Origin of the sequence: Sphingobacterium litopenaei (assembly GCF_014692495.1) — a bacterium.
In the GTDB taxonomy this organism is placed as follows: Bacteria; Bacteroidota; Bacteroidia; order Sphingobacteriales; family Sphingobacteriaceae; genus Sphingobacterium; species Sphingobacterium litopenaei.
Map to the genome: position 1 here is coordinate 198,137 of NZ_JACOIJ010000004.1, position 23,786 is coordinate 221,922.

Here is a 23,786-nt window from a genome sequence, read left to right on the forward strand (position 1 = left end):
AACAGTTGTCAGTATTTAATCTCTAAGGCAAGATGAAAATACAAAAATTTGAAGACATTCTAGCTTGGCAAAAAGCACAGAATCTTGCTATTTCTATATATTCTTCATTTAGAAATCTTAAAGATTTTTCCTTTAAAGATCAGATATGCAGAGCAACTGTTTCTATTTGAAATAATATAGCCGAAGGTTTTGATAGACAATCATCCAAAGAATTTATTAGGTTTTTATATATCGTATTAGGCTCATCAAGCGAAGTAAAATCAATGATTTATTTAGCTGAAAGGTTAGAATATATTAATCATACAAAAGCCACTGAACTTAATCAACAATGTACTGAAATATCTAAAATCATCACTGGTCTAATTAAATATTTAAAATCAACTGGTAACTGACTACAGACAACTAAAATACAACTAAACATGACAACATTAGAAATAGGCGCAAAAGCTCCAGAAATAATTGCAAAAAATCAAAAAGGTGAAACCATAAACCTATCGGATTTCCTTGGAAAGAAAGTAATCTTATACTTCTACCCAAAAGATAATACGCCGGGCTGTACAACTGAAGCGTGCAATTTCAGAGATAATTATCAATTCTTATTGGGCAAAGGATTTGAAGTATTAGGAGTAAGTATCGATAGCGAACAATCACATCAAAAATTCATTGCAAAATTTGAATTACCATTCAACTTATTAGCGGATGAAGACCAAAAAATCGTTAACGACTATGGTGTTTGGGTAGAGAAAAATATGTACGGTAAAAAGTATATGGGTACTGCCCGTACGACGTTTGTCATTAACGAAGAAGGAGTAATTGAACATATCATCAAGAAGGTAGATAATAAGAATGCGTCTCAACAAATTTTGGACTTATACGAAGCCAAATAGCTGTTGATTTTTGACGTAGAATTTTATACTTTTACCCCTTATGAGCAAACAAACAGACGACTTTTTCAAAAACATTATATCACACGCTAAAGAATACGGTTTTGTATTCCCTTCAAGTGAGATTTATGACGGTTTGAGTGCCGTATACGATTACGGACAATTAGGTTCAGAACTAAAAAATAACCTGAAGACATATTGGTGGAAATCCATGGTGCAGTTGAATGAAAACATTGTAGGTATCGATGCTGCAATCTTCATGCACCCTACGACTTGGAAAGCTTCTGGGCACGTAGATGGATTCAATGATCCAATGATCGACAACAAAGATTCTAAAAAACGTTACCGTGCAGATCAATTGATTGAAGATAAAATCGATCGTTATGAAAAAGACGGTAAAACAGATAAAGCAGCTCAATTACAAAAAGATTTAGATGATGCATTAAATGCAGATGATTTAGTGCGTTTGAAAACAATTATTGAGGAGCATAATATTGTATGCCCTATTTCGGGCACAAAAAACTGGACTGACGTACGTCAATTCAACTTGATGTTTGCTACGCAAATGGGCGCAATGGCTGATGGTGCTGAGCAAGTTTACTTACGACCGGAGACAGCACAAGGTATTTTTGTTAACTTTTTGAATGTTCAAAAAACCGGAAGAATGAAGATTCCTTTTGGTATCGCTCAAATCGGTAAAGCATTCCGTAACGAGGTAATTGCTCGTCAATTTATCATGCGTATGCGCGAATTCGAACAAATGGAAATGCAATTCTTTGTACGTCCAGGTTCGGAAATGGAATGGTACAACAAATGGAAAGAAACACGTTTAAAATGGCATTTGGCATTAGGAGCCGATGCTGCAAAATACCGTTACCACGATCACGCTAAATTGGCGCACTATGCTAATGCAGCTGTAGATATCGAGTATGAATTCCCATTTGGTTTCAAAGAAGTGGAGGGTATCCACTCTCGTACTGACTTCGATTTGAAGCAACACCAAGAATATTCAAAACGCAAAATGCAGTATTTCGATCCTGAGATCAACCAAAATTACATCCCTTATGTAATCGAGACTTCGATTGGATTGGATCGTTTATTCTTGACTGTATTGGCAAATTCATTGGTTCACGAAGATCTTTCGACAGAAGAAAAACAAGATTCACGTGTGGTGTTGAAATTCCACCCTGCTATCGCTCCAGTGAAAGCGGCTGTATTACCATTGACTAAGAAAGATGGTCTTCCAGAAAAAGCACGTGAAATCATGGCAAAATTGAAATTGGATTACAACATTCAATACGACGAGAAAGACGCTATAGGTAAACGTTACCGTCGTCAAGATGCAATCGGTACACCGTACTGTATTACTGTAGATCACCAATCATTAGAAGACAATATGGTTACTATCCGTCACCGTGATTCTATGGAACAAGAACGTGTAGCTATCGAAGATTTAAGCCGTATTATCGGAGAGCGTGTTAGCTTAACAAGCTTGTTAGCACAACTAGCATAATAGAGATTTCTCTACAAGATAAAGATTAAAGAGTAGCATAATTGCATATGCTACTCTTTTTATTTTTTATATTTGTGTTAAATTTTTTAGCATCAAATAGCTAAAAATAAATACACAAACGAAATGAAAACTCTAAAAGTTATAGCCCTCACCGCATTAGTTGCAATTTCAGGTATCGCAAAAGCCCAACAACCAGTCCAAACAAATACATCTATCGAATCAACTAAGCCTGATACGATTACCCCTACTGTACTTACAGAAGAACAAAAACGTCTACAGGAAGAAGCGCTATTAAAAGCTAGTTTGGAAGCTCAAAAGGCTGCCCAAAAAGCAGAGAAAGAAAGATTAAAAGCCGAAAAAGAACTAAAAAAACGTCAAAAGGAAGTTGAAAAGCAAGCTAAAAAACTTCAAAAGCAACAAAAAGCACGTGAAAAAGCAACTAAAAAATTTGATAAAGCTTTAATAAAAGCAAACAAGCTGGAAAACAATATCAAAAAGCAAACTGCTAAAATTGAAAAATTAGAAGATGCTTTAGATAAAAAAATTCGTAGAAATCGAATTTCTGATATCGACAGAGAAAAAGAAATTATCAAAATCAGTAAAGAGCAAATTAAATTGAAAGAACTAGAACAAGACTTTGAGAAGGCAGAAAGAGATGTTAAGAAATTAAGATAACAAAAAAGGGGAAGTTGACTTCCTTTTTTATTTTAAGACTTTGCCTAATAATTCTATATAAAACTTAATTCCTTCTTCTATTTCCTTCAGATAGATAAATTCATCCGCAGTGTGCGAACGTGCCGAATCTCCTGGCCCCACTTTGATAGAAGGAATTGGTAAAAGAGCTTGATCACTCATTGTGGGACTGCCATACATCTTCTTACCCATGGATAAGCCTGCTTGAACGATTGGATGTTCTACAGGTATCGTTGATGGATTTAAACGTGTAGATCGCGCCTTCACGTCAGATTTTACATGAGTTTGGATAATATCCAACACCTCTATATTAGAATAAACATCCGTTGTACGAACATCCACCACGAAATTACATTCTGCTGGAACAACATTGTGTTGTGACCCTGCATTGATAACCGTGACAGACATTTTCACAGGACCTAAGAATTCCGATTCTTTTGGGAATTTATAGGTATTAAACCAATTGATATCTTCAATAGCTTTATAAATCGCATTGACACCTTCTTCACGCGCAGCATGACCAGATTCGCCCTGAGCGGTACAATCTAAGACCATTAGACCTTTTTCTGCTACAGCTAAATCCAATAGTGTCGGTTCGCCTACAATTGCAAAATCACATGGATGCACATGCTTGTATGCTCCCTCTATACCATTTTTTCCTGAAACCTCTTCTTCTGCCGAGGCGATTAAACAGATATTATAGGCTAGATTTTCGTCATTGAAGTAATATAAAAAGGTAGCTATCAACGAAACCAAACAACCACCAGCATCGTTAGAACCCAATCCATAGAGTTTATTATCTTCGATAATTGCTTTAAATGGATCTTTGGTATAGCCAGGATTTGGTTTTACTGTATCGTGATGCGAATTTAAAAGAATAGTAGGTTTCGAAGGATCAAAATGTGTATTATAAGCAATTACGTTATTTCCTACTTGATTATTCGAAATCCCACGTTCGATAAGAAAACTACTGATACAATCCGCAGTTTGTTCCTCCTCCCTACTAAAAGAAGGAATCTCTATCAGCTGTGCCAATAGAGATTTACTATCTTCAATAAGTTGATCTATATTTTTATTCATTATATAGTCCGCCAGCTTTTTTCGCTGACAATTTAATTCCTTTGATGAAGGCAGAGCTCAATCCATTATGCTCCATTTCGTTTAATCCTGCAATAGTACAGCCTTTAGGTGAAGTTACTTTATCAATTTCACTCTCTGGGTGGCTATTCGTCTGTAATAACAAATCTGCGGCACCTTTTGCCGTTTGAATGGCCATTTTTAAAGCATCATGCGCATGAAAGCCTATTTCAACACCACCTTGGGAAGCGGCACGAATAGCACGCAAGAAGAACGCAATACCACAAGCACATAAAGCTGTAGCAGAAGTCATTAAATCTTCGTTAATAACCACTACCGAACCTACGGCTTCAAATAACTTTTCAACTTGGTTTACCGCTTGATCACTTGCATTATCTGTTGCTATACAAGTCATAGACTGCCCAATAGCAATAGCCGTATTTGGCATTGCACGCACGACAATCTTATCCTGACCTAAAATTTCTTTTACATCCTGACAAGAAACTCCTGAAGCTACAGAAACAATAATTTGGTGGGGTTCTACCATCGCTGAAATATCCTCCATAACTTTTTTAATCTGTTGTGGAAGAACTGCCAAAACAAAGATTTCAGCGCCTTTAATCGCTTCAGAATTATCCGCACTCACACCAAAACCCAACGCAGCTTCTTCTGTTAAAGAAGCTAAAGTTCTACGTGTTAAGACGATATTTTCAGCCTTGTAAATATTAGATTTCACCAAGCCTTTAGCTAATGATAAACCGATATTTCCCGATCCTATTATTGTTATCTTGCTCATGATTTAGGTTTGTAAAATTAATTACTTATTGATAAGACAGGTTCCGAATTTTTGCTGTTGAAACAAATGCAAATTCGAAGCATTGCCTATATATACGGATTTAACTCCTTTGTTTATCGCATCAAATGCATTTTGCAATTTCGGAATCATTCCATCACTAATAATACCGCGTTCTTTATATTTTGAAAAATCCTTAGCAGTAATATTTTCAATGACCGAATTTTCGTCATTCACATCCATTAACACGCCATTTTTCTCAAAACAGTAAATTAAACAGGTTTCATAATGATCCGCCATTGCTGTAGACAAAGCAGAAGCAATAGTATCTGCATTTGTGTTTAGCAGCTGTCCACTACCATTGTGCGTAATAGCGGAAAAAATAGGAGTGAAACCTGCGTCTAGGAATTTCTTAATCGCCAAGGAATTTACAGAATCCGCTAAGATATCACCTGCAAAACCGTAATCGATTTCCTTTACCGGACGCTTTACCGCTTTGATCACATTTCCGTCTGCTCCACTCAAACCGATAGCATCGCATTTATATTTCTGTAGCGTTGCCACAATATTCTTGTTGGTTAGACCAGCATAAACCATCGTCACCACGTCTAGCATTTCCTTATCTGTAATACGACGTCCTTCGACCATTTTCGCTTCTAAACCTAATTTGGAAGCTATACGAGTTGCAATCTTACCACCACCATGTACCAAGATTTTTTTTCCTGGAATGGCTGCAAATTTTTCTAAGAAAGCTTCTAATTGAATATCATCATCAATTACATTACCACCGATTTTAATAATATTCAATGTACTATTTGACATACTTATCTGCTTATTTATTTAGACTTTCTAACATTCTTTTCAATACAACTTGCGCAGCCCACACACGGTTGCTCGCTTCCTTGATCACCAATGAATTAGGACCATCCAAGATTTCAGAAGACAATTCTAAATCGCGACGAACAGGAAGACAGTGCATTACTTTAGCATCATTTGTCAATGCTAGCTTTTTGTTGTCCATCATCCAATTTTCACTTACTGGATAGACTTGACCGTATTCTTTGTACGAAGACCAGTTTTTTACATATACAAAATCAGCACGAGCTAATGCTTCATCCAGATTATTGGTAATAGTAGCCCCTTTAGTGAAATCTTCTGCTAAGTCATATCCTTCAGGATGAGCAACAGTGAAGTCAACCAAACCTTGCTCTTGTGCTTTTGACATCCATTCCGCAAATGAATTTGGCACTGCTTGTGGCAATGCTTTCACATGTGGAGCCCAAGCCAATACCACTTTTGGTTTAGCTACTTTTTTGTGCTCAGTAATCGTAATTAAATCAGTCAAACTTTGTAATGGGTGACGTGTTGCACTTTCTAACGAAACTACTGGAACACCACAGAATTTGATAAACTTGTTGAACAAATCTTCGGTATAATCCGCTTCTTTATCTTTCAATGAAGGAAATGAACGCAAACCTAAGATATCACAGTATTCGCCCATGACAGCAGCAGCCTCACGAATGTGCTCTACTGTTGTACCATTCATCACCACACCATCCTGAGTTTCCAAAGCCCAGCCATCTTTGTCCATATTCATGACCATTACGTTCATGCCCAGGTTCATAGCTGCTTTTTGCGTACTAAGACGTGTACGTAAGCTTGGGTTTAAGAATACCAAACCTAACATTTTATGTTTACCTAAGGCTTCATTCGCATTAGGATTTGCTTTTAATTCTAAAGCTTCTTTGACGATAGCATCCAAACTATCAACATCCGCTACGGAGAAAAACTTTTTCATTGATATATTATCTATGAATATTTAATGTTACGCTTTAAGACGTTCGTCCAAAGCAGTTAAAAATCTATCTGCAATTTCTTTTGTGATATTCAACGCTGGTAAAATACGAATCACATTTGGTTTTGCTTCACCCGTGAAGATTCGATTTTTTAATAACAAATCTTTCTTCACATTAGCTAATTCTGCAGGTAATTCAATGCCGATCATCAAACCACGTCCTCTTACTTCTAGTACTTTATCGAATTTATTTAATTCTTCGATTAAGTAAGATCCTACTGTTTGGGCATTTTCCACTAAATTATCTTGCCTGATAATATCCAATACAGCTACTGCAGCAGCACAAGCTAAATGGTTACCACCAAAAGTAGTGCCTAATAAGCCATAAGAAGCTTTGAATTTGGGCGCAATAGCAATACCTCCAATTGGGAAACCATTCCCCATACCTTTGGCCATAGAATAGATATCTGCATCTACACCCGCATAGTCGTGCGAATAGAAGTTACCAGTTCGACCGTAACCACACTGTACCGAATCAGCTATATACACCGCTCCGTATTGGTCACACAATGAACGAATTAATTTCAAAAATGAAACTGATGCTTCACGAATACCGCCAACGCCTTGGATACCTTCAATAATGACTGCTGCAATTTCCACTCCAAATTCCGAGAAAGCCTTTGTCAAAGCTTCTTCATCATTGAATGGTAAAAACAAAACATTGTCTGTTTGATTAACGGGAGCTACAATAGATGGATTATCTGTAGCAGCCACTGCTAAAGAGGTACGTCCATGAAACGCCTTAGTAAAAGCAATCACTTTCTTGCGTCCAGTGTGGAAAGAAGCCAGCTTTAATGCATTTTCGTTTGCTTCAGCTCCTGAATTACACAAGAATAACGTGTAATCTTCTTTACCTGAAACTTCACCTAATTGTTGAGCTAATTGCTTTTGGATAGGAATCTCAATAGAATTTGAATAGAATCCAATATTATTTAATTGTTCAGTAATACGCTGTACATAATGTGGATGGGTATGTCCAATTGAAATAACAGCATGACCTCCATAAAGATCTAGATATTCATTACCTTCCGAATCCCAAACTGTAGAACCCTGTGCTTTAACAATGTTAATAGGATTGATCGGGTAAACATTAAATAGGTTCATTTTTTAATATTAATAATGATGTCGGTGTATTCACAAAATACTTGACAAATATAGTTAATTAGTAGCCTTAATGATGCAAACTTTCATAGGATATTACAGAGAAATTCCATAGTAAAGTGAACTTTCATCTAAGATTGAAAACCCAAATAAATAAACAAAGCCTATCATCGCTGATGATAGGCTTTGTTTATAAGATTAAAACTAAAATTAGTCTTTATTCTCTTCAGTAGCAGGAGCTTCTTCTGTAGCAGCTGTTTCTTCAGCTTTTACTTCTTCAGCAACTTCTACTGTGTCAGCAGTCTCAGCAGCTTTTTTCTTAGAAGTACCGCGACGTCGTGTAGATTTTTTCTCAGTTTTAGCAGTTTTGCCATAAACTTCGTTGTAATCTACTAACTCGATGAATGCCATCTCAGCATTATCACCTAAACGGTTTTCTAATTTAATGATACGAGTGTAACCACCTGGACGAGTTGCTACTTTTTCAGAGATCTCGCGGAACAAGATTGTTACAGCGTCTTTATCTTTTAAGTAAGCGAATACTGTACGACGTGAGTGAGTCGTATCAGTTTTAGATTTAGTAATCAATGGCTCAACATATTTACGTAATGCTTTAGCTTTAGCCAAAGTAGTAGTAATACGTTTGTGTTTGATCAATGAAGTCGCCATGTTAGCTAACATCGCCTTACGGTGACTGTCAGTGCGGCCTAAGTGATTTACTTTTTTTCCGTGTCTCATTTTAGTTTTTGTTTTTTGCGCATACCGTTCGCTGGAAGTTGGAGGTTAGAACTTAAAAATTAGAAAAATTCTGACTTCTATATTCTTACTTAATTAACTTCGTTCGAGGAATTATGCAACAGGTCGCTTAATTATTTAATTAATATTAGTCTTCGTCTAATTTATATTTAGACAAGTTCATTCCGAATGATAAACCTTTCGATTTTACCAACTCTTGAATTTCGCTTAATGATTTTTTACCGAAGTTACGGAATTTCAACATGTCAGCTACGTCATAAGTTACTAACTCAGCTAGACTGCGAATATCAGCAGCTTTCAAACAGTTCAATGCACGAACAGAAAGATCTAAATCCACTAATTCTGTTTTCAAGATCTTACGCATGTGTAAGATTTCCTCGTCAACAACTTTAGTTTCTTCTTTAGTTTGTGACTCTAACAACATATTTTCGTCAGAGAACAACATAAAGTGTTGAATTAAGATACGAGCAGCTTCTTTCAAAGCATCTTCTGGGTGAATAGAACCATCAGTAGAGATGTCTAACAACAATTTCTCGTAGTCAGTTTTTTGCTCTACACGGTAGTTTTCAATGGTATATTTCACATTCTTAATCGGAGTGTAGATCGAATCGATAGCGATTACACCTACAGGACCATCAGCTACTTTATTCTCTTCCGCATTTACGTAACCACGACCTTTAGCAACTGACAATTCGACCTCAATAGTAACTGAGCTCTCCATGTTACAAATTACTAAGTCAGGGTTCAACACTGTAAAGTTGTTAGAAAACTTAGTGATATCACCAGCTTTGAATTGTTCTTGACCATTGATAACTACAAAGATTTTCTCGCTGTCTCCTTGTTCACCTGTTTTTTTGAAACGTACTTGTTTCAAATTTAAGATGATTTCTGTTACGTCTTCTGCTACACCTTTGATAGTAGAGAATTCGTGAGACACGCCAGAAATTCTAATCGACGTAATTGCATATCCTTCTAATGAGGACAATAAAATACGGCGCAAAGCATTACCAATAGTTACACCAAAACCTGGCTCTAATGGACGAAATTCGAAAGTACCATCAAAATCTGTAGATTTTTGCATGATAACTTTATCCGGTCTTTGAAATGCTAAAATTGCCATTTATAATATTTTAATATTTTTTCAACAATGTATTCTTAATAGTATATGCATAATCCATCGAGGATTATGCATATCGCTATTAATTATTATTTAGAGTACAACTCTACGATTAAGTTTTCTTTGATATTCTCAGGGATATCTGCTCTTTCTGGGTAGCTTAAGAAAGTACCAGTAAGATTTTTAGCATCCCACTCTAACCAACCATATTTGTTGATTGCTCTACCAGCTACTGAAGTAGTGATAGCTTCTAAAGTTTGAGAACGCTCACGCACAGCGATTACATCGCCTGGACGGATGCTATATGATGGAATGTTAACAACTTCGCCGTTAACAGTAATATGCTTGTGTGAAACTAATTGACGTGCTGCTGAACGAGTAGGAGCAATTCCTAAACGGTATACAACGTTATCTAAACGAGCTTCTAATAATTTCAAGAAGTTCTCCCCTGTGATACCGTGTTTTGCAGACGCTTTTACGAATAAGTTAGAGAATTGACGCTCTAAAACTCCGTAAGTATATTTAGCTTTTTGTTTTTCTAACAACTGAATAGCGTATTCAGATTGTTTACCTCTTCTTTTTGATGGACCGTGTTGTCCAGGAGGATAATTTTTTTTCTCTAATGCTTTATCAGGGCCGAAAATTGGCTCTCTGAATTTACGTGCAATTTTGGACTTAGGTCCTGTATATCTTGCCATTTCTTTTCTCTGTTTGAAGTATCAATCAGCCTTTAGCTGACGAATCTTATCTTAAACAATAATATTATTAAACTCTTCTACGTTTTGGAGGACGACAACCGTTGTGAGGAAGTGGTGTAATATCTTTGATAGTAGTTACATCAATACCCACAGTTTGTAATGTACGGATCGCTGATTCACGACCTGCACCTGGTCCTTTAACGAAAACTTCAACTTTACGTAATCCTAAGTCGTAAGCAACTTTACCACAGTCTGAAGCAGCTTGACCTGCAGCGTATGGAGTGTTCTTTTTAGAACCTCTAAAGCCCATTTTACCAGCTGATGACCATGAAATAGTTTGACCTGAATTGTTAGTCAAAGTAATAATAATGTTGTTAAAAGTAGCATTGATATGAGCTTGACCTACAGGCTCGATAACAACGATACGTTTTTTAGTAACTTTTTTACTTTTAGCCATTTCTTACTTATTATTTAGTAGCTTTTTTCTTGTTTGCAACTGTCTTACGTTTACCTTTACGAGTACGAGAGTTGTTTTTAGTACGTTGACCACGAACTGGTAAGTGTTTACGGTGACGTAATCCACGGTAACAACCAATATCCATCAAACGTTTGATGTTTAACTGAACTTCTGAACGTAATGCACCTTCTACTTTGATCTCATCGTTGATGATAGTACGAATAGCTGCTAATTGATCATCGTTCCACTCTGATACTTTAACGTCTTGACTAATCCCTGCTTTATCCAAGATATAAGCAGCAGTGGCACGACCAATACCGAAAATGTAGGTAAGGCCAATAACACCTCTTTTGTTTTTAGGTAAATCTATACCTGATATCCTTGCCATATAATTTTTTAAGCGATTTTGTTAATTAATTATCCCTGACGTTGTTTGAATTTAGGGTTCTTTTTGTTGATCACAAAAATCTTTCCTTTACGACGGATGATTTTACAGTCCGCGCTACGTTTTTTTACTGATGCTCTTACTTTCATTGTAATAAAATTGTTAAAGCTCTTCACAGAGCGCTATCTTATTTATAACGATACGTTATTCTACCTTTTGTTAAATCATAAGGGGACATCTCTAATTTAACTTTGTCTCCTGGAAGAATTTTGATGTAGTGCATACGCATTTTACCCGAAATATGAGCAATGATTTCATGCCCATTTTCTAATTCTACACGAAACATAGCATTAGATAATGCTTCTCTGATAACTCCGTCTTGTTCTATTGAGGCTTGTTTAGCCATATATCAATTCTTATTTACGTTTTAACAACCTGCACTTAACAGGAGTGCAAAGATAATCAAAAAATATTGTATACCAACTACTTTTTGTTTAAAACTTTTTCAATTTCATCAAAATTCAACAATACATCTGGTGTGCCTTTTCGAATCGCAACCATCTGCTCAAAATGCGCAGAAAGCTTTCCATCTACGGTGCTCACCGTCCAACCGTCATCCCAAAACTTCACTCCAGCTTTGCCTGCATTAATCATTGGTTCAATACAGATCACTAGTCCTGGTTCCAATTTTGGTCCTGAACCGCGTTTACCGTAATTAGGAACTTCAGGTTTTTCATGCAAGTTAAGACCCACACCATGACCTACTAATTCTCTTACGATACCGAAATTATGAGGTTGAACATATTCTTGAATGGCTGAAGAAATATCCCCCACACGTTTGCCAGCAACAGCCTGTTCTACTCCTTTTTGTAAAGAAGCTTTTGTTACGTCTAATAGTAATTGAGCTTCCTCTGATATTTCACCTACACCGAATGTATAAGCTGAATCTGAAATAAAACCATTAAGATTTACCCCCCCATCTACAGAAACTAAATCACCATCTTTGATGACATAGTCACTAGGGAAACCATGTACGATTTGATCATTTACAGAAATACATAGGGAATAAGGAAAACCATGGTAATTTAAAAACGCTGGTGTACCACCATGATCCTGAATAAAGTCATAAGCTAACTTGTCCAATGAAATGGTTGTAATACCAGGTTTGATAACCTTGGCAATTTCAGCAAGTAAATTCGAGAGTACATTTGCTGACTCTCGAATTTGCTCGATTTGTTCTTCTGTTTTATAAATTACTTTAGACATCTAAAGAATTAAATAGCTGATTGATCATACCCTTCTACTCCAACAGCCGAACGACCTTTAACACGGCCAGTCTTCATCAATCCATCATAGTGACGCATTAACAAATGAGATTCGATTTGTTGAAGTGTATCTAACACTACCCCTACCAAAATCAATAGCGAAGTACCTCCGTAGAAGTGAGCAAAGTTATTGTTAACTCCCGCTGCACTTGCCATCGCTGGTAGTATGGCTATAATAGCTATAAAGATTGCACCTGGGAATGTGATACGTGATATTACATTATCAATGAATAAGTTTGTATCATATCCTGGTTTGATGCCTGGTACAAAACCACCATTCTTCTTCATGTCCTCTGACATTTGTTGTGGATTCACCATGATAGCTGTATAGAAGAACGTGAATGCAATAATCAATATTGCAAACGTAATATTATAAGCTGGTGAAGTGAAATCCGTCAATGAAGTCAAGAAGTCAGATTGAAGACTTGGGAAAAATTGTGCCAACGACATTGGTAAAAACATGATCGCTTGCGCAAAAATAATAGGCATTACACCTGCTGCGTTTACTTTCAAAGGAATGTACTGACGTACACCACCTACTTGTTTATTACCAACAATTTTCTTAGCATATTGTACTGGTATCTTGCGAACCCCTTGTACGATCAATATAGTAAAGATCACAACAAAGAATAAAGCAATAAACTCTACGATAAATGGAATAATACCACCACCACTAGGACTCATACGAGAACCCCATTCGGCAATAATACCGCCTGGTAATTGTGCGATGATACCGGCCATGATAATCAAAGATATACCATTACCAATACCTTTATCGGTGATTTTCTCACCCAACCACATCACAAACAAAGTACCTGCAGATAAAACAATAGCAGCTAGAATAGTGAACATTGGGTCTGCGATAGTTTTTGCTGAAGCATCGATTTGAGTCTTCACATAAGCTATAGCTTGTACCAATGTGATCGCTACTGTTAGGTAACGTGTAATCTGAGTCATTTTTTTACGACCAGATTCACCTTCTTTTTGCATTTTTTGAAAAGCAGGAACTGCAATCCCCAATAATTGTACAACGATAGAAGCCGAGATGTAAGGCATTACACCAAGGGCAAATATTGCAGCACGAGAGAAAGAACCTCCAGAGAACATGTTGATCATGCCTAGTAAGCCTTCTTTTTCGCCTACACTTGCTAACGCACTAGGATCGACACCTGGCAGTACCACGTGACATCCGATACGATAAATTAGAAGAAATAGCAACGTATTCAAGATACGGTTACGTAAATCTTCAATCTTCCATATATTGGTTAAGGTTGTGATTAGTTTTTTCATGTATTAAAGTTTTACGATAGAACCACCTGCAGCTTCGATTGCTTTTTGAGCAGACGCTGAGAATGCATGCGCTTTAACTTCAACTTTAGCTTTTAACTCGCCACGACCTAATACCTTTACTAGATCATTTTTAGAAACTAAACCATGTGCTTTCAACGTATCGAAATCGATAACTGTCAAGTTGTGTTTTTCAACAAGAGCTTGCAAGATGTCTAAGTTCACACCGTTGTATTCTACGCGGTTAGCATTTTTGAAACCGAATTTAGGTACACGACGTTGCAAAGGCATTTGACCACCTTCGAAACCGATTTTAGTAGAGTGACCTGAACGTGAGCCAGCACCTTTGTGACCACGTGTAGATGTACCACCACGACCAGAACCTTGACCACGACCAATACGTTTTCTGCTTTTTGTTGAACCAGCTGCTGGTTTTAAATTACTTAAGTTCATTTTTTAAACTAAGATTGTGTTGCCCCTTCGCTTTCACTATACAGGAGACAACGATTAACAAATAATATTAATAAACAACTAATGGAAAGAGTGAAGCACTCCTTCCATGTAGTATATTTTTGCTTATTAGATAGCTTCTACAGCAACTAAATGGTTTACTTTACGTACCATTCCGATGATAGCCGCAGTAGCTTCTACTTCTACTGAGTGGTTGATTCTTTTCAAACCTAATGCCTCAATAGTTTTCTTTTGGCGCTCGCTTCTGTCGATAACGCTCTTTATCTGGGTAATTTTGATTTTTGCCATGATAATTAACCGTTAAATACTTTATTTAAATCGACACCGCGGTGTTGAGCTACTGTATATGCATCACGCAAATCTGCTAATGCTGCAATAGTTGCTTTCACTACGTTGTGTGGGTTTGATGATCCTAATGATTTAGCTAATACGTCTTTGATACCAGCAGATTCTAATACGGCACGCATCGCACCACCTGCTAATACTCCAGTACCACCTACAGCTGGTTTAATTAAAACTGAACCACCTGAAAATTTACCGTATTGAGCGTGAGGAACAGTTCCATTGATAATAGGAACTTTCACTAAGTTTTTCTTAGCGTCATCGATACCTTTAGTGATAGCTTCAGTAACCTCTTTAGCTTTACCTAAACCGTAACCTACGATACCGTTTTCATCACCAACAACTACGATAGCTGAGAAACTGAAAGTACGACCACCTTTAGTTACTTTTGCTACGCGTTGGATGCTTACTAAGCGATCTTTTAACTCAATTTCGCTTGATTTTACTCTTTTAATATTGCTTAATGCCATTATCTTTCTTGATTAAAAGTCTAAACCGCCTTCGCGAGCACCTTCTGCCAATGATTTAACACGGCCGTGGTATAAGTACCCATTACGGTCAAAAACTACTTTACTAATACCTGCTGCAACAGCTTTCTCAGCTACTAATTTACCTACAGCTTTAGATTGTTCTACTTTGTTTCCTGATGCTACGAAATCTTTAGATAAGCTTGAAGCTGCAGCTAAAGTTTTACCTGTAGTATCGTCGATAACTTGTGCGTAGATACCTTTATTAGATCTAAAAACTGATAAACGTGGACGCTCAGTTGTGCCAGCAAGGTTTTTTCTAATTCCTTGTTTGATTCGCTCTCTGCGAGATGTTTTACTTCCTGCCATGGTTATTATTTTTTAGCTGATTTACCTGCTTTTCTTCTTAATACTTCACCCGCGAACTTGATACCTTTACCTTTGTAAGGCTCTGGAGCGCGGAAGCTGCGGATTTTCGCTGCTACTTGTCCGATCAATTGCTTGTCTACAGACTCTAAAGTAATAGTAGGGTTTTTACCTTTTTCAGCAGTAGTTGTAACTTTAATTTCCTTTGGCAATACGAAAACGATCTGGTGAGAGAAACCTAAAGTTAACTCTAATGTATTACCAGTGTTTGCAGCACGGTAACCTACACCAACTAACTCTTGAGTAGTTTTGTAACCTTCAGTTACACCAATCACCATATTGTTTAATAGTGAACGGTATAAACCGTGTAATGCTTTGTGTTTCTTTTGTTCAGTAGGGCGAGATACTACGATGTTACCATCTTCTTCTTTTACTGTAATGTCGCTATCTACTTGTTGTGATAATTCACCTTTAGGACCTTTTACTGTAACCAGATTCTTGTCTGATACAGTCACCGATACTCCCGCAGGAATAGCGATAGGTGCTTTTCCAATTCTTGACATTTCTTCGTGTTTTTTTTCCTAGATTAATAAACGTAACATAAAACCTCACCACCTACGTTTTGTAAGCGAGCTTCTTTATCTGTCATTACACCTTTAGATGTAGATAAGATAGCGATACCCAAACCGTTTAAAACGCGAGGCATGTTGTCAACACTTGCATACTTTCTTAAACCAGGTTTACTCACACGTGTCAAAGTGCGAATAGCCGGTACTTTGCTAATTGGGTTATACTTCAACGCGATTTTGATAGAACCTTGAGGTCCTTCTTCTACGAATTTGTAATTAGCAATGTAACCTTTGTCAAAAAGAACTTTTGTGATTTCTTTTTTAAGGTTCGATGCAGGAATTTCAACAACCCTGTGGTTGGCCTTAATGGCATTCCTTACTCGTGTAAGGTAATCCGCTATTGGATCTGTATTCATTATGTAAAAATATTGTGACAACGGTTTCTTCTACTCTCACGGAGTGCCAGACCTACTGCCGGTTAAAAAATAAATTGCAATGCAAAAGCCCTGATAAGCCTTATTTCAGACTTATCCGGGCAAAAATAATTATTTTTTCTTGATTACCAAGAAGCTTTTGTTACCCCTGGGATTTTTCCATCAAGTGCCATCTCACGGAAAGTTACACGAGAGATACCAAATTGACGCATATATCCTTTAGGACGACCTGTTAATTTACAACGGTTGTGTAAACGAACTGGTGAAGCATTTTTAGGTAATTTGTCTAACGCTGCGTAGTCTCCAGCTTCTTTAAGAGCTGCACGTTTAGCTGCATATTTAGCAACTAATTTTTGACGTTTAACTTCGCGTGCTTTTAATCCTTCTTTAGCCATTGTTGTTCGAATTTTGATTTTTGAATGGTAAACCGAATTGTTTTAATAACTCCAACGCTTCGATATCATTTCCAGCTGAAGTCACGAAAGTGATGTCCATACCAGCGATTTTGTTGATTTTGTCAATGTTGATCTCTGGGAAAATGATTTGCTCTGTGATACCTAAGTTGTAGTTACCTCTTCCGTCAAAACCTTTGTCATTGATACCACGAAAATCGCGGATACGAGGCAAAGATACTGCGATCAAACGGTCTAAGAATTCGTACATATTGTTGTCGCGTAATGTTACACGAGCACCAACTGGCATTCCTTTACGAAGTTTGAAGTTAGAGATATCTTTTTTCGATTTAGTAGCAACTGCTTGCTGACCAGTGATCAATGTTAATTCAGCGATAGCGTTATCGATTAATTTTTTATCTGCTGTTGCAGCACCGATACCTTGTGATACGACAATTTTCTCAAGTTTCGGAACTTGCATAACGCTTTTATACTGGAATTTTTCTTTAAGCGCTGTACGGATTTCTTCCGCATATTTCGCTTTTAATCTTGGTACGTAAGTCATTATTTAATTTCCTCCCCTGATTTTTTAGCGTAACGAACAATTTTGCCATCTGCATTAACTTTGCGACCTATACGAGTAGGAGCTCCTGTTTTAGGATCAATCAAAGCTAAGTTTGAGATGTTGATAGCAGCTTCTTTCTCGATAATACCACCTTGAGGATTAGCTGCGCTAGGTTTAGTGTGTTTTTTTACGATGTTAGCGCCTTCTACGATAGCTCTGTTTGCATCCACTAAAACTTGCAATACTTTTCCTTGAACACCTTTAGAGTTACCAGCGATAACTTTCACTAAATCACCTTTTTTAATTTTGATTTTGTGAGTTGTTTTTGTTTTCTGTGCCATAATTATAAAACCTCCGGTGCTAGTGATACAATCTTCATGAACTGTTTCTCACGTAATTCACGGGCAACTGGGCCGAAAATACGTGTTCCACGAGGTTCATCATTATTATTTAATAATACTGCAGCGTTGTCATCGAAACGAATGTAAGAACCATCTTTACGACGGATTTCTTTTTTCGTACGTACTACTACTGCTTTAGAAACTGATCCTTTTTTTACGTTTCCTGAAGGCATAGCGCTCTTTACAGATACAACAATCTTATCACCGATTGATGCATAACGCTTGCGCGTACCGCCCAACACACGGATAACTAAAACTTCTTTAGCACCGCTGTTGTCAGCTACATTTAGTCTTGATTCTTGTTGTACCATGTTATTTAGCTCTTTCTAATATTTCAACTAATCTCCAGTTCTTTGTTTTACTCAGCGGACGAGTTTCCATGATTAATACCGTATCGCCGATACCGCAGGTATTAGTTTCGTCATGAGCTTTGAATTTAGTAGTTTTCTTAACGAATTTACCATAGATAGGGTGTTTTACTTTACGTTCAACAGCTACTACGATAGATTTGTCCATCTTGTTGCTAACTACTAAGCCGATTCTTGTTTTTCTTAAATTTCTTTCCATTTCGACTTTGATTTTTACGCCTCAGAGGCTGTTTCAGATTTTGCTGCATTTTTACGCTTAGAGATCTCAGTAGAGATACGAGCGATATTTTTGCGAGCTGCTTTCAAAACGTTAGGGTTTTCTAAAGCAGAAACAGCATGTGCAAATTTCAATTTGTTTAACGCTGCTTTTTCTTCAACTAATTTAGCTGTTAGAGCGTCATTTGCTAATTCTACGATTTCTGAATTTTTCATTGTTTTCAGTGTTATGCTGGGTTATCAATTCTGTTTATATGATGCCTCCCGAGTAACGGTCGAGAGGCTAAACTATTGACATTACCAACGATTTTTATGCTTCAACGTAGTCTCTACGTATTACAAACTTAGTTTGTACCGGTAATTTTTGAGCTGCAAGGCGTAAAGCTTCTTTAGCAATCTCTAAAGATACACCTTCTGCTTCGAATAACATACGGCCTGGTCTTACAACTGCTACCCAATATTCAGGAGCACCTTTACCTTTACCCATACGTACCTCTGCAGGCTTTTTAGTAACCGGTTTGTCAGGGAAGATACGGATCCATACTTGACCTTCACGTTTCATATAACGTGTTACCGCGATACGAGCTGCCTCGATTTGACGGCTAGTGATCCATGCTTCTTCCATTGATTTGATACCGAAAGAACCGAAAGCTAATTCTGCTCCACGAGAAGCATTACCTTTCATACGGCCTTTTTGCATCTTTCTGAACTTCGTTCTTTTTGGCTGTAACATGTTCGTATTTTTTTAATCCCGCCCTATGACGGGACAATTTTAAATCTTGTTATTAATTAATCTTTTTTAGCACCACGGTTTTGTCCGCCACGGTTTCCACCACGGTTGTTGTCACGACGACCACCACGGTTATTACCACCACGGTTATCACGACGCTCACCGCCTTCGTTTCCGCCACGAGTTTTCGTGTTAGAAGTTTGACCAATGTTAGGAGATAAGTCACGTTTACCGTAAACTTCACCTTTACAGATCCATACTTTGATACCAATTTTACCGTAAGTAGTTAAAGCTTCTGCTAAAGCGTAGTCGATATCAGCACGTAATGTGTGTAGAGGAGTTCTTCCTTCTTTGTATTGCTCAGTACGAGCCATCTCAGCACCACCTAAACGACCTGAACACATGATTTTGATACCTTCTGCGCCCATACGCATTGTAGAAGCGATAGAAGTTTTCATTGCACGACGGAATGAAATACGCGCTTCTAATTGCTTAGCTACACCTTCAGCTACTAATTTAGCATCTAGTTCTGGACGTTTGATCTCGAAGATGTTGATTTGAACATCTTTTTTAGTCAATTTTTTCAACTCTTCTTTGATCTTGTCAACTTCTTGACCACCTTTACCGATAACGATTCCTGGACGAGCCGTGTGAATAGTTACAGTGATGCGTTTCAAAGTTCTTTCAATAACAACTTTAGCTACGCCACCTTTAGCGATACGTACAGAAAGATATTTTCTGATTTTTTGGTCTTCAACTAATTTATCGGAATAGTTCTTTCCGCCGAACCAGTTAGAATCCCATCCTTTGATGATTCCTAATCTGCTACCTATTGGATTTGCTTTTTGTCCCATTCTATAATAAATTAGTTGTTAACGTTATTTAAACTATCTACTACCAATGTTACGTGGTTTGAGCGTTTGCGTACTCTATATCCACGACCTTGAGGAGCTGGACGTAATCTTTTCAATTGACGACCACCACCTACTGAAACTTCTTTCACGAATAATGCGCTGTCTGCTACAGATGCACCTTCATTACTAGATTCCCAGTTTTTGATTGCAGATAATAACAATTTCTCTACGCGAGCTGCTGCCTCTTTGCTTGAATGTTTTAGAATGTAAAGAGCGTTCTCTACTTTCTCGCCACGGATAAGATCCACTACTAAACGCATTTTGCGTGGAGAAGTAGGGCAATTCAATAATTTGGCAGTAGAAGCTCCTCCTGTTTGAGCTTTTGCCTGCTCTTTGCGTTGTCTGATAAGTACAGACTTCTTAACTTTTTTTGTTGCTTCCATTACCTATTATTTTTTCTTTTCTGCGTGGCCTTTGAATGTACGCGTAGGCGCAAATTCACCAAGCTTGTGACCAACCATATTTTCTGTTACATAAACTGGAATAAATTTATTCCCGTTGTGCACTGCGAAGGTATGGCCAACAAAATCAGGTGAAATCATTGATCTACGAGACCAAGTTTTGATAACTGATTTTTTGTTTGTTTCATTCTGAGAAAGAACTTTTCTTTCTAAGTTGTGATCGATGTAAGGACCTTTTTTAATTGAACGAGCCATTATTTTTTCCTTCTTTCAATGATGTAACGATTCGATGTTTTCTTTTTGTAGCGTGTTTTGAAACCTTTAGCTAACACACCTGTACGAGAACGTGGGTGACCTCCTGATGTACGGCCTTCACCACCACCCATAGGGTGATCAACTGGGTTCATCGCAACACCACGAACGCGAGGACGACGACCTAAGTGACGTTTACGACCAGCTTTACCTAATACTTGGTTAGCTTTTTCAGCATTTGATACTGAACCGATAGTCGCAACACATGTCAATAAGATCATGCGAACTTCGCCTGATGGCAATTTGATAATAGCATATTTACCGTCACGAGCAGACAATTGAGCATAAGTACCAGCCGAACGAGCGATTGAACCTCCTTGACCAGGATTCAATTCGATGTTGTGGATGATAGAACCCAATGGAATGTTTGCTAATGGTAATGTATTACCTACTTCTGGAGCAACTTTTTCACCTGCAATTACAGTCATACCCACTTGTAATCCTGTAGGAGCGATGATGTAGCGTTTTTCACCATCTGCGTAGTGCAATAATGCAATACGTGCTGTACGGTTTGGATCGTACTCGATAGTAGCTACTGTTGCTGGGATTTCTTTTTTATCGCGTTTGAAATCTATAATACGGTAAACTTTCTTGTGTCCGCCACCGATATAACGCATAGTCATTTTACCAGTCTTGTTACGACCACCTGATCTTTTGTTTGCTCCTACTACCAACGACTTTTCAGGAACGTTTGTAGTAACATCAGAATAGTCTGCGCCTACTCTGAAACGAGTACCAGGGGTAACCGGTCTGAATCTTTTAACTGCCATTTTTTATTTATATAACACTGTAAAAGTCAATAGTTTCACCATCTTGAATTGTGATGATGGCTTTTTTATACTTAGGAGCTCTTCCAGAAACGAATCCTGCTTTAGTGTAACGGCTTTTTGCTTTACCAGCTACTACTGAAGTATTTACTGCAACTACAGTTACACCAAACATTTCTTCGATAGCAGATTTAATCTGAATTTTGTTAGCTCTATGATCTACTTTGAAAGCATAACGGTTCAATTTCTCCGTTAATAATGAAGCTTTCTCAGTTAAAATAGGTTTTTTAATAATCTCCATATTACTTAGCGAATGCTTCCTCCAAAGTTTTAACAGAATCTGTAGTTAACAATAATTTAGTAGCGTTCAATACATCATATGTATTTAATTCTGACACTACTACAACTTTTGCTTTTTTCAAGTTTCTGCTTGATAAATAAACATTGTTATCGTAAGCTGGCAATACTAATAAAGTTTTTTCGTCAGCTACATTTAATGCGTTAACTAAAGCTACATAGTTTTTAGTTTTGATTGTATCGAATGATACTGAATCTAAAACTACAACATTGTTTTCTTGTGCTTTGTAAGATAACGCTGATTTACGTGCTACTTGTTTCAATTTTTTGTTCAATTTGAACGAGTAATCACGAGGTTGAGGACCGAATACACGACCACCACCGTTAAACAATGGAGATTTGATAGAACCCGCACGAGCACCACCAGTACCTTTTTGTTTGTGTAGTTTACGAGTAGAACCCGCGATTTCATTACGTTGTTTAGACTTGTGAGTACCTTGGCGTTGATTCGCTAAGTATTGTTTCACATCTAAATAGATCGCATGGTCGTTAGGTGTTACACCGAAAACTGTTTCAGGAAGTTGCACCTTGGCACCTGTTTCTTTACCTGATAAATTTAATACATTAACTTCCATCTCTACTATTTGTCTAAGATTACGTAAGAACCTTTAGCTCCTGGGATAGAGCCACTAACTACGATTAGGTTTTGCTCAGCATAAACTTTCAATACTTGTAAGTTTTGAACCTTTACACGCTCACCACCTGTACGACCCGCCATGCGCATTCCTTTGAATACACGTGAAGGCCAAGAAGAAGCACCTAATGAACCTGGAGCACGTAGTCTGTTGTGCTGACCGTGAGTCGCACCACCTACACCACCAAATCCGTGACGCTTCATAACACCTTGAAAACCTTTACCTTTTGAAGTACCAACTACGTCTACGTACTCACCTTCTTCGAATAAAGTTACATCAACGATGTCACCTAGTGATTTCTCATCCTCGAAAGTTTTGAATTCAACTAGTTTACGCTTAGGAGTCACGCCCGCTTTCGCGAAGTGTCCTTTAAGAGGAGCAGTTGTGTTCTTTTCCTTAGCATCATCATAGCCAAGTTGAACAGCTGAATAACCGTCCTTCTCTACCGTACGTATCTGCGTTACCACGCACGGCCCAGCCTCGATTACTGTACAAGGGATGTTTTTCCCTTCAGCATTGAACAGGCTGGTCATTCCTACTTTTTTACCAATAATTCCTGACATGTTATAAATTAAATTAATTAAAGTCCATCGAAGCAGTAGGGCTTCGCTCAAGACATACTTTCCCCAATAAGGGACTGCAAAAGTACAAAGAAATTTATAACTATCAAATAATTAGTGAATTATTTTTTATAAATTATTTAGCCATCATATGTATTAAGTAGCATGTTACTACAAAATAAAGGGATAAAAGTTGAACGTTCGCAATGTTAAATAGAGAATAGATTTTCTAAATAAGGTTTCACAAACTTATAATCCCATTGTGCCCATTCAAATTAGCAAGTGAACTACCCATTTGCTAAAGACAAATGGGCTTCGGGCTTCACAGATTTGTGCTTTGTTGCCAAAGTCTTATTTGAGTCTCCGCCCGTGTAATCGCCAGTTCCTGACGATATTATTTTTAATCCTTCTTTCAGAATGTTTTTTGCAGCGTTTAAATCACGGTCTAAAACGTGTCCATTTTCGCAAGTCCATTCTCTTATTGAAAGATTTAAGTCTTGATTTATCCAACCGCACTCACAGCAGGTTTTACTTGATGGATAGAAGCGATTGATTTTTACAATCTGTTTATCGTTCCA

Annotated in this window: 38 protein-coding genes and 1 pseudogene; 4 read left to right on the forward strand and 35 right to left on the reverse strand. The window is 37.5% G+C overall.

Annotated features, from left to right (window positions below; all coding sequences use genetic code 11):
- Positions 1-32 precede the first annotated feature (32 nt).
- From H8B04_RS17405 to H8B04_RS03865, 4 genes and pseudogenes are all read left to right on the forward strand, one after another.
- Positions 33-392 (forward strand): annotated as a pseudogene (locus H8B04_RS17405) (four helix bundle protein).
- A 27-nt stretch (positions 393-419) separates the two neighbouring features.
- The gene (gene bcp / locus H8B04_RS03855) at positions 420-887 is read left to right on the forward strand and encodes a thioredoxin-dependent thiol peroxidase (protein WP_190301507.1); all 468 of its coding nucleotides are present in this window, start codon (positions 420-422) and stop codon (positions 885-887) included.
- A 40-nt stretch (positions 888-927) separates the two neighbouring features.
- Entirely contained in the window at positions 928-2,397 is a 1,470-nt protein-coding gene (locus H8B04_RS03860; RefSeq protein WP_165292635.1) for a glycine--tRNA ligase, read from the forward strand.
- A gap of 123 nt (positions 2,398-2,520) precedes the next feature.
- A complete protein-coding gene (locus H8B04_RS03865; protein ID WP_190301508.1) occupies positions 2,521-3,072 on the forward strand; it encodes a hypothetical protein in 552 nt (183 codons plus the stop codon).
- 27 nt (positions 3,073-3,099) lie between these two features.
- On the opposite strand, the gene H8B04_RS03870 is transcribed toward H8B04_RS03865, so the two are convergent.
- The 35 genes from H8B04_RS03870 to H8B04_RS04040 form a co-directional block, all read right to left on the reverse strand.
- Entirely contained in the window at positions 3,100-4,170 is a 1,071-nt protein-coding gene (locus H8B04_RS03870) for a M20 family metallo-hydrolase (RefSeq protein WP_190301509.1), read from the reverse strand.
- A complete protein-coding gene (gene proC / locus H8B04_RS03875) occupies positions 4,163-4,963 on the reverse strand; it encodes a pyrroline-5-carboxylate reductase (protein WP_190301510.1) in 801 nt (266 codons plus the stop codon). The genes H8B04_RS03870 and proC overlap by 8 nt, the downstream gene beginning before the upstream one ends.
- Positions 4,964-4,984: 21 nt before the next feature.
- The gene (gene argB / locus H8B04_RS03880) at positions 4,985-5,782 is read right to left on the reverse strand and encodes an acetylglutamate kinase (RefSeq protein WP_165292333.1); all 798 of its coding nucleotides are present in this window, start codon (positions 5,780-5,782) and stop codon (positions 4,985-4,987) included.
- A gap of 10 nt (positions 5,783-5,792) precedes the next feature.
- Positions 5,793-6,758: a Rossmann-fold NAD(P)-binding domain-containing protein gene (locus tag H8B04_RS03885; protein ID WP_190301511.1), complete on the reverse strand. Its 966-nt coding sequence runs from the start codon at positions 6,756-6,758 to the stop codon at positions 5,793-5,795.
- Between the two features lie 27 nt (positions 6,759-6,785).
- Positions 6,786-7,919, reverse strand: a complete 1,134-nt coding sequence (locus tag H8B04_RS03890) for an aspartate aminotransferase family protein (RefSeq protein ID WP_190301512.1) — start codon at positions 7,917-7,919, stop codon at positions 6,786-6,788.
- 207 nt (positions 7,920-8,126) lie between these two features.
- Positions 8,127-8,654 (reverse strand): 50S ribosomal protein L17, encoded by a 528-nt coding sequence (rplQ, locus tag H8B04_RS03895; RefSeq protein WP_165292330.1) that lies wholly within the window; start codon positions 8,652-8,654, stop codon positions 8,127-8,129.
- 145 nt (positions 8,655-8,799) lie between these two features.
- Positions 8,800-9,792, reverse strand: coding sequence for a DNA-directed RNA polymerase subunit alpha (locus H8B04_RS03900; protein ID WP_165292329.1), 993 nt, complete (start codon positions 9,790-9,792; stop codon positions 8,800-8,802).
- A gap of 86 nt (positions 9,793-9,878) precedes the next feature.
- Positions 9,879-10,487 carry a 30S ribosomal protein S4 gene (rpsD, locus tag H8B04_RS03905; RefSeq protein WP_165292328.1) on the reverse strand — a complete coding sequence of 203 codons (609 nt, stop codon included), beginning with the start codon at positions 10,485-10,487 and terminating at the stop codon, positions 9,879-9,881.
- A gap of 67 nt (positions 10,488-10,554) precedes the next feature.
- The gene (gene rpsK, locus H8B04_RS03910; RefSeq protein ID WP_159633127.1) at positions 10,555-10,944 is read right to left on the reverse strand and encodes a 30S ribosomal protein S11; all 390 of its coding nucleotides are present in this window, start codon (positions 10,942-10,944) and stop codon (positions 10,555-10,557) included.
- A gap of 10 nt (positions 10,945-10,954) precedes the next feature.
- Complete coding sequence (gene rpsM / locus H8B04_RS03915; RefSeq protein WP_165292327.1) at positions 10,955-11,332, reverse strand: 30S ribosomal protein S13; 378 nt, start codon at positions 11,330-11,332, stop codon at positions 10,955-10,957.
- Positions 11,333-11,361: 29 nt separating this feature from the next.
- Entirely contained in the window at positions 11,362-11,478 is a 117-nt protein-coding gene (gene ykgO / locus H8B04_RS03920) for a type B 50S ribosomal protein L36 (RefSeq protein WP_021071232.1), read from the reverse strand.
- A gap of 38 nt (positions 11,479-11,516) precedes the next feature.
- On the reverse strand, positions 11,517-11,735 hold the full coding sequence (infA, locus tag H8B04_RS03925; protein WP_010599888.1) for a translation initiation factor IF-1: 219 nt from the start codon (positions 11,733-11,735) through the stop codon (positions 11,517-11,519).
- 77 nt (positions 11,736-11,812) lie between these two features.
- Complete coding sequence (gene map, locus H8B04_RS03930) at positions 11,813-12,595, reverse strand: type I methionyl aminopeptidase (protein WP_165292326.1); 783 nt, start codon at positions 12,593-12,595, stop codon at positions 11,813-11,815.
- Positions 12,596-12,603: 8 nt separating this feature from the next.
- On the reverse strand, positions 12,604-13,944 hold the full coding sequence (secY, locus tag H8B04_RS03935; protein WP_165292325.1) for a preprotein translocase subunit SecY: 1,341 nt from the start codon (positions 13,942-13,944) through the stop codon (positions 12,604-12,606).
- 3 nt (positions 13,945-13,947) lie between these two features.
- The gene (gene rplO, locus H8B04_RS03940; RefSeq protein WP_165292324.1) at positions 13,948-14,394 is read right to left on the reverse strand and encodes a 50S ribosomal protein L15; all 447 of its coding nucleotides are present in this window, start codon (positions 14,392-14,394) and stop codon (positions 13,948-13,950) included.
- 126 nt (positions 14,395-14,520) lie between these two features.
- Positions 14,521-14,700, reverse strand: a complete 180-nt coding sequence (gene rpmD, locus H8B04_RS03945; RefSeq protein ID WP_099365466.1) for a 50S ribosomal protein L30 — start codon at positions 14,698-14,700, stop codon at positions 14,521-14,523.
- Positions 14,701-14,705: 5 nt separating this feature from the next.
- Positions 14,706-15,224, reverse strand: a complete 519-nt coding sequence (gene rpsE, locus H8B04_RS03950) for a 30S ribosomal protein S5 (protein ID WP_165292323.1) — start codon at positions 15,222-15,224, stop codon at positions 14,706-14,708.
- A 12-nt stretch (positions 15,225-15,236) separates the two neighbouring features.
- On the reverse strand, positions 15,237-15,590 hold the full coding sequence (rplR, locus tag H8B04_RS03955) for a 50S ribosomal protein L18 (protein WP_159633106.1): 354 nt from the start codon (positions 15,588-15,590) through the stop codon (positions 15,237-15,239).
- Positions 15,591-15,595: 5 nt separating this feature from the next.
- Entirely contained in the window at positions 15,596-16,150 is a 555-nt protein-coding gene (gene rplF / locus H8B04_RS03960) for a 50S ribosomal protein L6 (protein ID WP_165292322.1), read from the reverse strand.
- A gap of 23 nt (positions 16,151-16,173) precedes the next feature.
- Positions 16,174-16,572, reverse strand: a complete 399-nt coding sequence (rpsH, locus tag H8B04_RS03965; RefSeq protein WP_149912422.1) for a 30S ribosomal protein S8 — start codon at positions 16,570-16,572, stop codon at positions 16,174-16,176.
- 143 nt (positions 16,573-16,715) lie between these two features.
- Positions 16,716-16,985 carry a 30S ribosomal protein S14 gene (gene rpsN / locus H8B04_RS03970; RefSeq protein ID WP_149912421.1) on the reverse strand — a complete coding sequence of 90 codons (270 nt, stop codon included), beginning with the start codon at positions 16,983-16,985 and terminating at the stop codon, positions 16,716-16,718.
- Positions 16,978-17,547, reverse strand: a complete 570-nt coding sequence (gene rplE, locus H8B04_RS03975; protein ID WP_159633100.1) for a 50S ribosomal protein L5 — start codon at positions 17,545-17,547, stop codon at positions 16,978-16,980. Before rplE ends, rpsN begins: the two co-directional genes overlap by 8 nt.
- Positions 17,547-17,888: a 50S ribosomal protein L24 gene (gene rplX / locus H8B04_RS03980; RefSeq protein ID WP_165292321.1), complete on the reverse strand. Its 342-nt coding sequence runs from the start codon at positions 17,886-17,888 to the stop codon at positions 17,547-17,549. Before rplX ends, rplE begins: the two co-directional genes overlap by 1 nt.
- A gap of 2 nt (positions 17,889-17,890) precedes the next feature.
- Positions 17,891-18,259 carry a 50S ribosomal protein L14 gene (rplN, locus tag H8B04_RS03985; protein WP_132777948.1) on the reverse strand — a complete coding sequence of 123 codons (369 nt, stop codon included), beginning with the start codon at positions 18,257-18,259 and terminating at the stop codon, positions 17,891-17,893.
- A 1-nt stretch (position 18,260) separates the two neighbouring features.
- Positions 18,261-18,515, reverse strand: coding sequence for a 30S ribosomal protein S17 (rpsQ, locus tag H8B04_RS03990; RefSeq protein WP_099370336.1), 255 nt, complete (start codon positions 18,513-18,515; stop codon positions 18,261-18,263).
- A gap of 14 nt (positions 18,516-18,529) precedes the next feature.
- Positions 18,530-18,748 carry a 50S ribosomal protein L29 gene (rpmC, locus tag H8B04_RS03995; RefSeq protein ID WP_165292320.1) on the reverse strand — a complete coding sequence of 73 codons (219 nt, stop codon included), beginning with the start codon at positions 18,746-18,748 and terminating at the stop codon, positions 18,530-18,532.
- Positions 18,749-18,842: 94 nt separating this feature from the next.
- Entirely contained in the window at positions 18,843-19,265 is a 423-nt protein-coding gene (gene rplP / locus H8B04_RS04000; RefSeq protein ID WP_045753978.1) for a 50S ribosomal protein L16, read from the reverse strand.
- A gap of 56 nt (positions 19,266-19,321) precedes the next feature.
- Positions 19,322-20,116 carry a 30S ribosomal protein S3 gene (rpsC, locus tag H8B04_RS04005; RefSeq protein WP_165292319.1) on the reverse strand — a complete coding sequence of 265 codons (795 nt, stop codon included), beginning with the start codon at positions 20,114-20,116 and terminating at the stop codon, positions 19,322-19,324.
- Between the two features lie 11 nt (positions 20,117-20,127).
- Positions 20,128-20,559 (reverse strand): 50S ribosomal protein L22, encoded by a 432-nt coding sequence (gene rplV, locus H8B04_RS04010; protein ID WP_165292318.1) that lies wholly within the window; start codon positions 20,557-20,559, stop codon positions 20,128-20,130.
- 6 nt (positions 20,560-20,565) lie between these two features.
- The gene (gene rpsS, locus H8B04_RS04015; RefSeq protein ID WP_132777943.1) at positions 20,566-20,832 is read right to left on the reverse strand and encodes a 30S ribosomal protein S19; all 267 of its coding nucleotides are present in this window, start codon (positions 20,830-20,832) and stop codon (positions 20,566-20,568) included.
- Positions 20,832-21,659: a 50S ribosomal protein L2 gene (rplB, locus tag H8B04_RS04020; protein WP_132777942.1), complete on the reverse strand. Its 828-nt coding sequence runs from the start codon at positions 21,657-21,659 to the stop codon at positions 20,832-20,834. The genes rpsS and rplB overlap by 1 nt, the downstream gene beginning before the upstream one ends.
- A gap of 7 nt (positions 21,660-21,666) precedes the next feature.
- On the reverse strand, positions 21,667-21,957 hold the full coding sequence (rplW, locus tag H8B04_RS04025) for a 50S ribosomal protein L23 (protein ID WP_159633085.1): 291 nt from the start codon (positions 21,955-21,957) through the stop codon (positions 21,667-21,669).
- A 1-nt stretch (position 21,958) separates the two neighbouring features.
- Positions 21,959-22,588, reverse strand: coding sequence for a 50S ribosomal protein L4 (gene rplD / locus H8B04_RS04030; protein WP_165292317.1), 630 nt, complete (start codon positions 22,586-22,588; stop codon positions 21,959-21,961).
- A 5-nt stretch (positions 22,589-22,593) separates the two neighbouring features.
- Positions 22,594-23,211 carry a 50S ribosomal protein L3 gene (rplC, locus tag H8B04_RS04035; RefSeq protein ID WP_165292316.1) on the reverse strand — a complete coding sequence of 206 codons (618 nt, stop codon included), beginning with the start codon at positions 23,209-23,211 and terminating at the stop codon, positions 22,594-22,596.
- A gap of 284 nt (positions 23,212-23,495) precedes the next feature.
- On the reverse strand, positions 23,496-23,786 hold a 291-nt coding region (locus tag H8B04_RS04040; RefSeq protein ID WP_190301513.1), incomplete at its 5' end, for a zinc ribbon domain-containing protein.

Bases quoted from the DNA above. Each gene is read 5' to 3' on its own strand.
- rplR (WP_159633106.1), bottom strand. From the start codon at position 15,590: ATGGCAGGAAGTAAAACATCTCGCAGAGAGCGAATCAAACAAGGAATT.
- rplF (WP_165292322.1), bottom strand. From the start codon at position 16,150: ATGTCAAGAATTGGAAAAGCACCTATCGCTATTCCTGCGGGAGTATCG.
- H8B04_RS03890 (WP_190301512.1), bottom strand. From the start codon at position 7,919: ATGAACCTATTTAATGTTTACCCGATCAATCCTATTAACATTGTTAAA.
- ykgO (WP_021071232.1), bottom strand. From the start codon at position 11,478: ATGAAAGTAAGAGCATCAGTAAAAAAACGTAGCGCGGACTGTAAAATC.
- rpsD (WP_165292328.1), bottom strand. From the start codon at position 10,487: ATGGCAAGATATACAGGACCTAAGTCCAAAATTGCACGTAAATTCAGA.
- rplX (WP_165292321.1), bottom strand. From the start codon at position 17,888: ATGGCACAGAAAACAAAAACAACTCACAAAATCAAAATTAAAAAAGGT.
- rplN (WP_132777948.1), bottom strand. From the start codon at position 18,259: ATGGTACAACAAGAATCAAGACTAAATGTAGCTGACAACAGCGGTGCT.
- H8B04_RS03900 (WP_165292329.1), bottom strand. From the start codon at position 9,792: ATGGCAATTTTAGCATTTCAAAGACCGGATAAAGTTATCATGCAAAAA.
- rplV (WP_165292318.1), bottom strand. From the start codon at position 20,559: ATGGAAGCAACAAAAAAAGTTAAGAAGTCTGTACTTATCAGACAACGC.
- infA (WP_010599888.1), bottom strand. From the start codon at position 11,735: ATGGCTAAACAAGCCTCAATAGAACAAGACGGAGTTATCAGAGAAGCA.
- rplO (WP_165292324.1), bottom strand. From the start codon at position 14,394: ATGAACTTAAGTAATTTAAAACCAGCAGCTGGTTCAACAAAAAGCAGA.
- rpsH (WP_149912422.1), bottom strand. From the start codon at position 16,572: ATGAATACAGATCCAATAGCGGATTACCTTACACGAGTAAGGAATGCC.
- rpsC (WP_165292319.1), bottom strand. From the start codon at position 20,116: ATGGGACAAAAAGCAAATCCAATAGGTAGCAGATTAGGAATCATCAAA.
- bcp (WP_190301507.1), top strand. From the start codon at position 420: ATGACAACATTAGAAATAGGCGCAAAAGCTCCAGAAATAATTGCAAAA.
- H8B04_RS03870 (WP_190301509.1), bottom strand. From the start codon at position 4,170: ATGAATAAAAATATAGATCAACTTATTGAAGATAGTAAATCTCTATTG.
- rpsQ (WP_099370336.1), bottom strand. From the start codon at position 18,515: ATGGAAAGAAATTTAAGAAAAACAAGAATCGGCTTAGTAGTTAGCAAC.
- rplD (WP_165292317.1), bottom strand. From the start codon at position 22,588: ATGGAAGTTAATGTATTAAATTTATCAGGTAAAGAAACAGGTGCCAAG.
- rpsE (WP_165292323.1), bottom strand. From the start codon at position 15,224: ATGGCATTAAGCAATATTAAAAGAGTAAAATCAAGCGAAATTGAGTTA.
- rplQ (WP_165292330.1), bottom strand. From the start codon at position 8,654: ATGAGACACGGAAAAAAAGTAAATCACTTAGGCCGCACTGACAGTCAC.
- rplW (WP_159633085.1), bottom strand. From the start codon at position 21,957: ATGGAGATTATTAAAAAACCTATTTTAACTGAGAAAGCTTCATTATTA.
- H8B04_RS03865 (WP_190301508.1), top strand. From the start codon at position 2,521: ATGAAAACTCTAAAAGTTATAGCCCTCACCGCATTAGTTGCAATTTCA.
- rpsN (WP_149912421.1), bottom strand. From the start codon at position 16,985: ATGGCTAAAGAAGGATTAAAAGCACGCGAAGTTAAACGTCAAAAATTA.
- proC (WP_190301510.1), bottom strand. From the start codon at position 4,963: ATGAGCAAGATAACAATAATAGGATCGGGAAATATCGGTTTATCATTA.
- argB (WP_165292333.1), bottom strand. From the start codon at position 5,782: ATGTCAAATAGTACATTGAATATTATTAAAATCGGTGGTAATGTAATT.
- rpsS (WP_132777943.1), bottom strand. From the start codon at position 20,832: ATGGCTCGTTCAATTAAAAAAGGTCCTTACATCGATCACAACTTAGAA.
- rplE (WP_159633100.1), bottom strand. From the start codon at position 17,547: ATGACTTACGTACCAAGATTAAAAGCGAAATATGCGGAAGAAATCCGT.
- rpmC (WP_165292320.1), bottom strand. From the start codon at position 18,748: ATGAAAAATTCAGAAATCGTAGAATTAGCAAATGACGCTCTAACAGCT.
- secY (WP_165292325.1), bottom strand. From the start codon at position 13,944: ATGAAAAAACTAATCACAACCTTAACCAATATATGGAAGATTGAAGAT.
- rpsM (WP_165292327.1), bottom strand. From the start codon at position 11,332: ATGGCAAGGATATCAGGTATAGATTTACCTAAAAACAAAAGAGGTGTT.
- rplC (WP_165292316.1), bottom strand. From the start codon at position 23,211: ATGTCAGGAATTATTGGTAAAAAAGTAGGAATGACCAGCCTGTTCAAT.
- rplP (WP_045753978.1), bottom strand. From the start codon at position 19,265: ATGTTACAGCCAAAAAGAACGAAGTTCAGAAAGATGCAAAAAGGCCGT.
- rpsK (WP_159633127.1), bottom strand. From the start codon at position 10,944: ATGGCTAAAAGTAAAAAAGTTACTAAAAAACGTATCGTTGTTATCGAG.
- H8B04_RS03885 (WP_190301511.1), bottom strand. From the start codon at position 6,758: ATGAAAAAGTTTTTCTCCGTAGCGGATGTTGATAGTTTGGATGCTATC.
- H8B04_RS03860 (WP_165292635.1), top strand. From the start codon at position 928: ATGAGCAAACAAACAGACGACTTTTTCAAAAACATTATATCACACGCT.
- rplB (WP_132777942.1), bottom strand. From the start codon at position 21,659: ATGGCAGTTAAAAGATTCAGACCGGTTACCCCTGGTACTCGTTTCAGA.
- map (WP_165292326.1), bottom strand. From the start codon at position 12,595: ATGTCTAAAGTAATTTATAAAACAGAAGAACAAATCGAGCAAATTCGA.
- rpmD (WP_099365466.1), bottom strand. From the start codon at position 14,700: ATGGCAAAAATCAAAATTACCCAGATAAAGAGCGTTATCGACAGAAGC.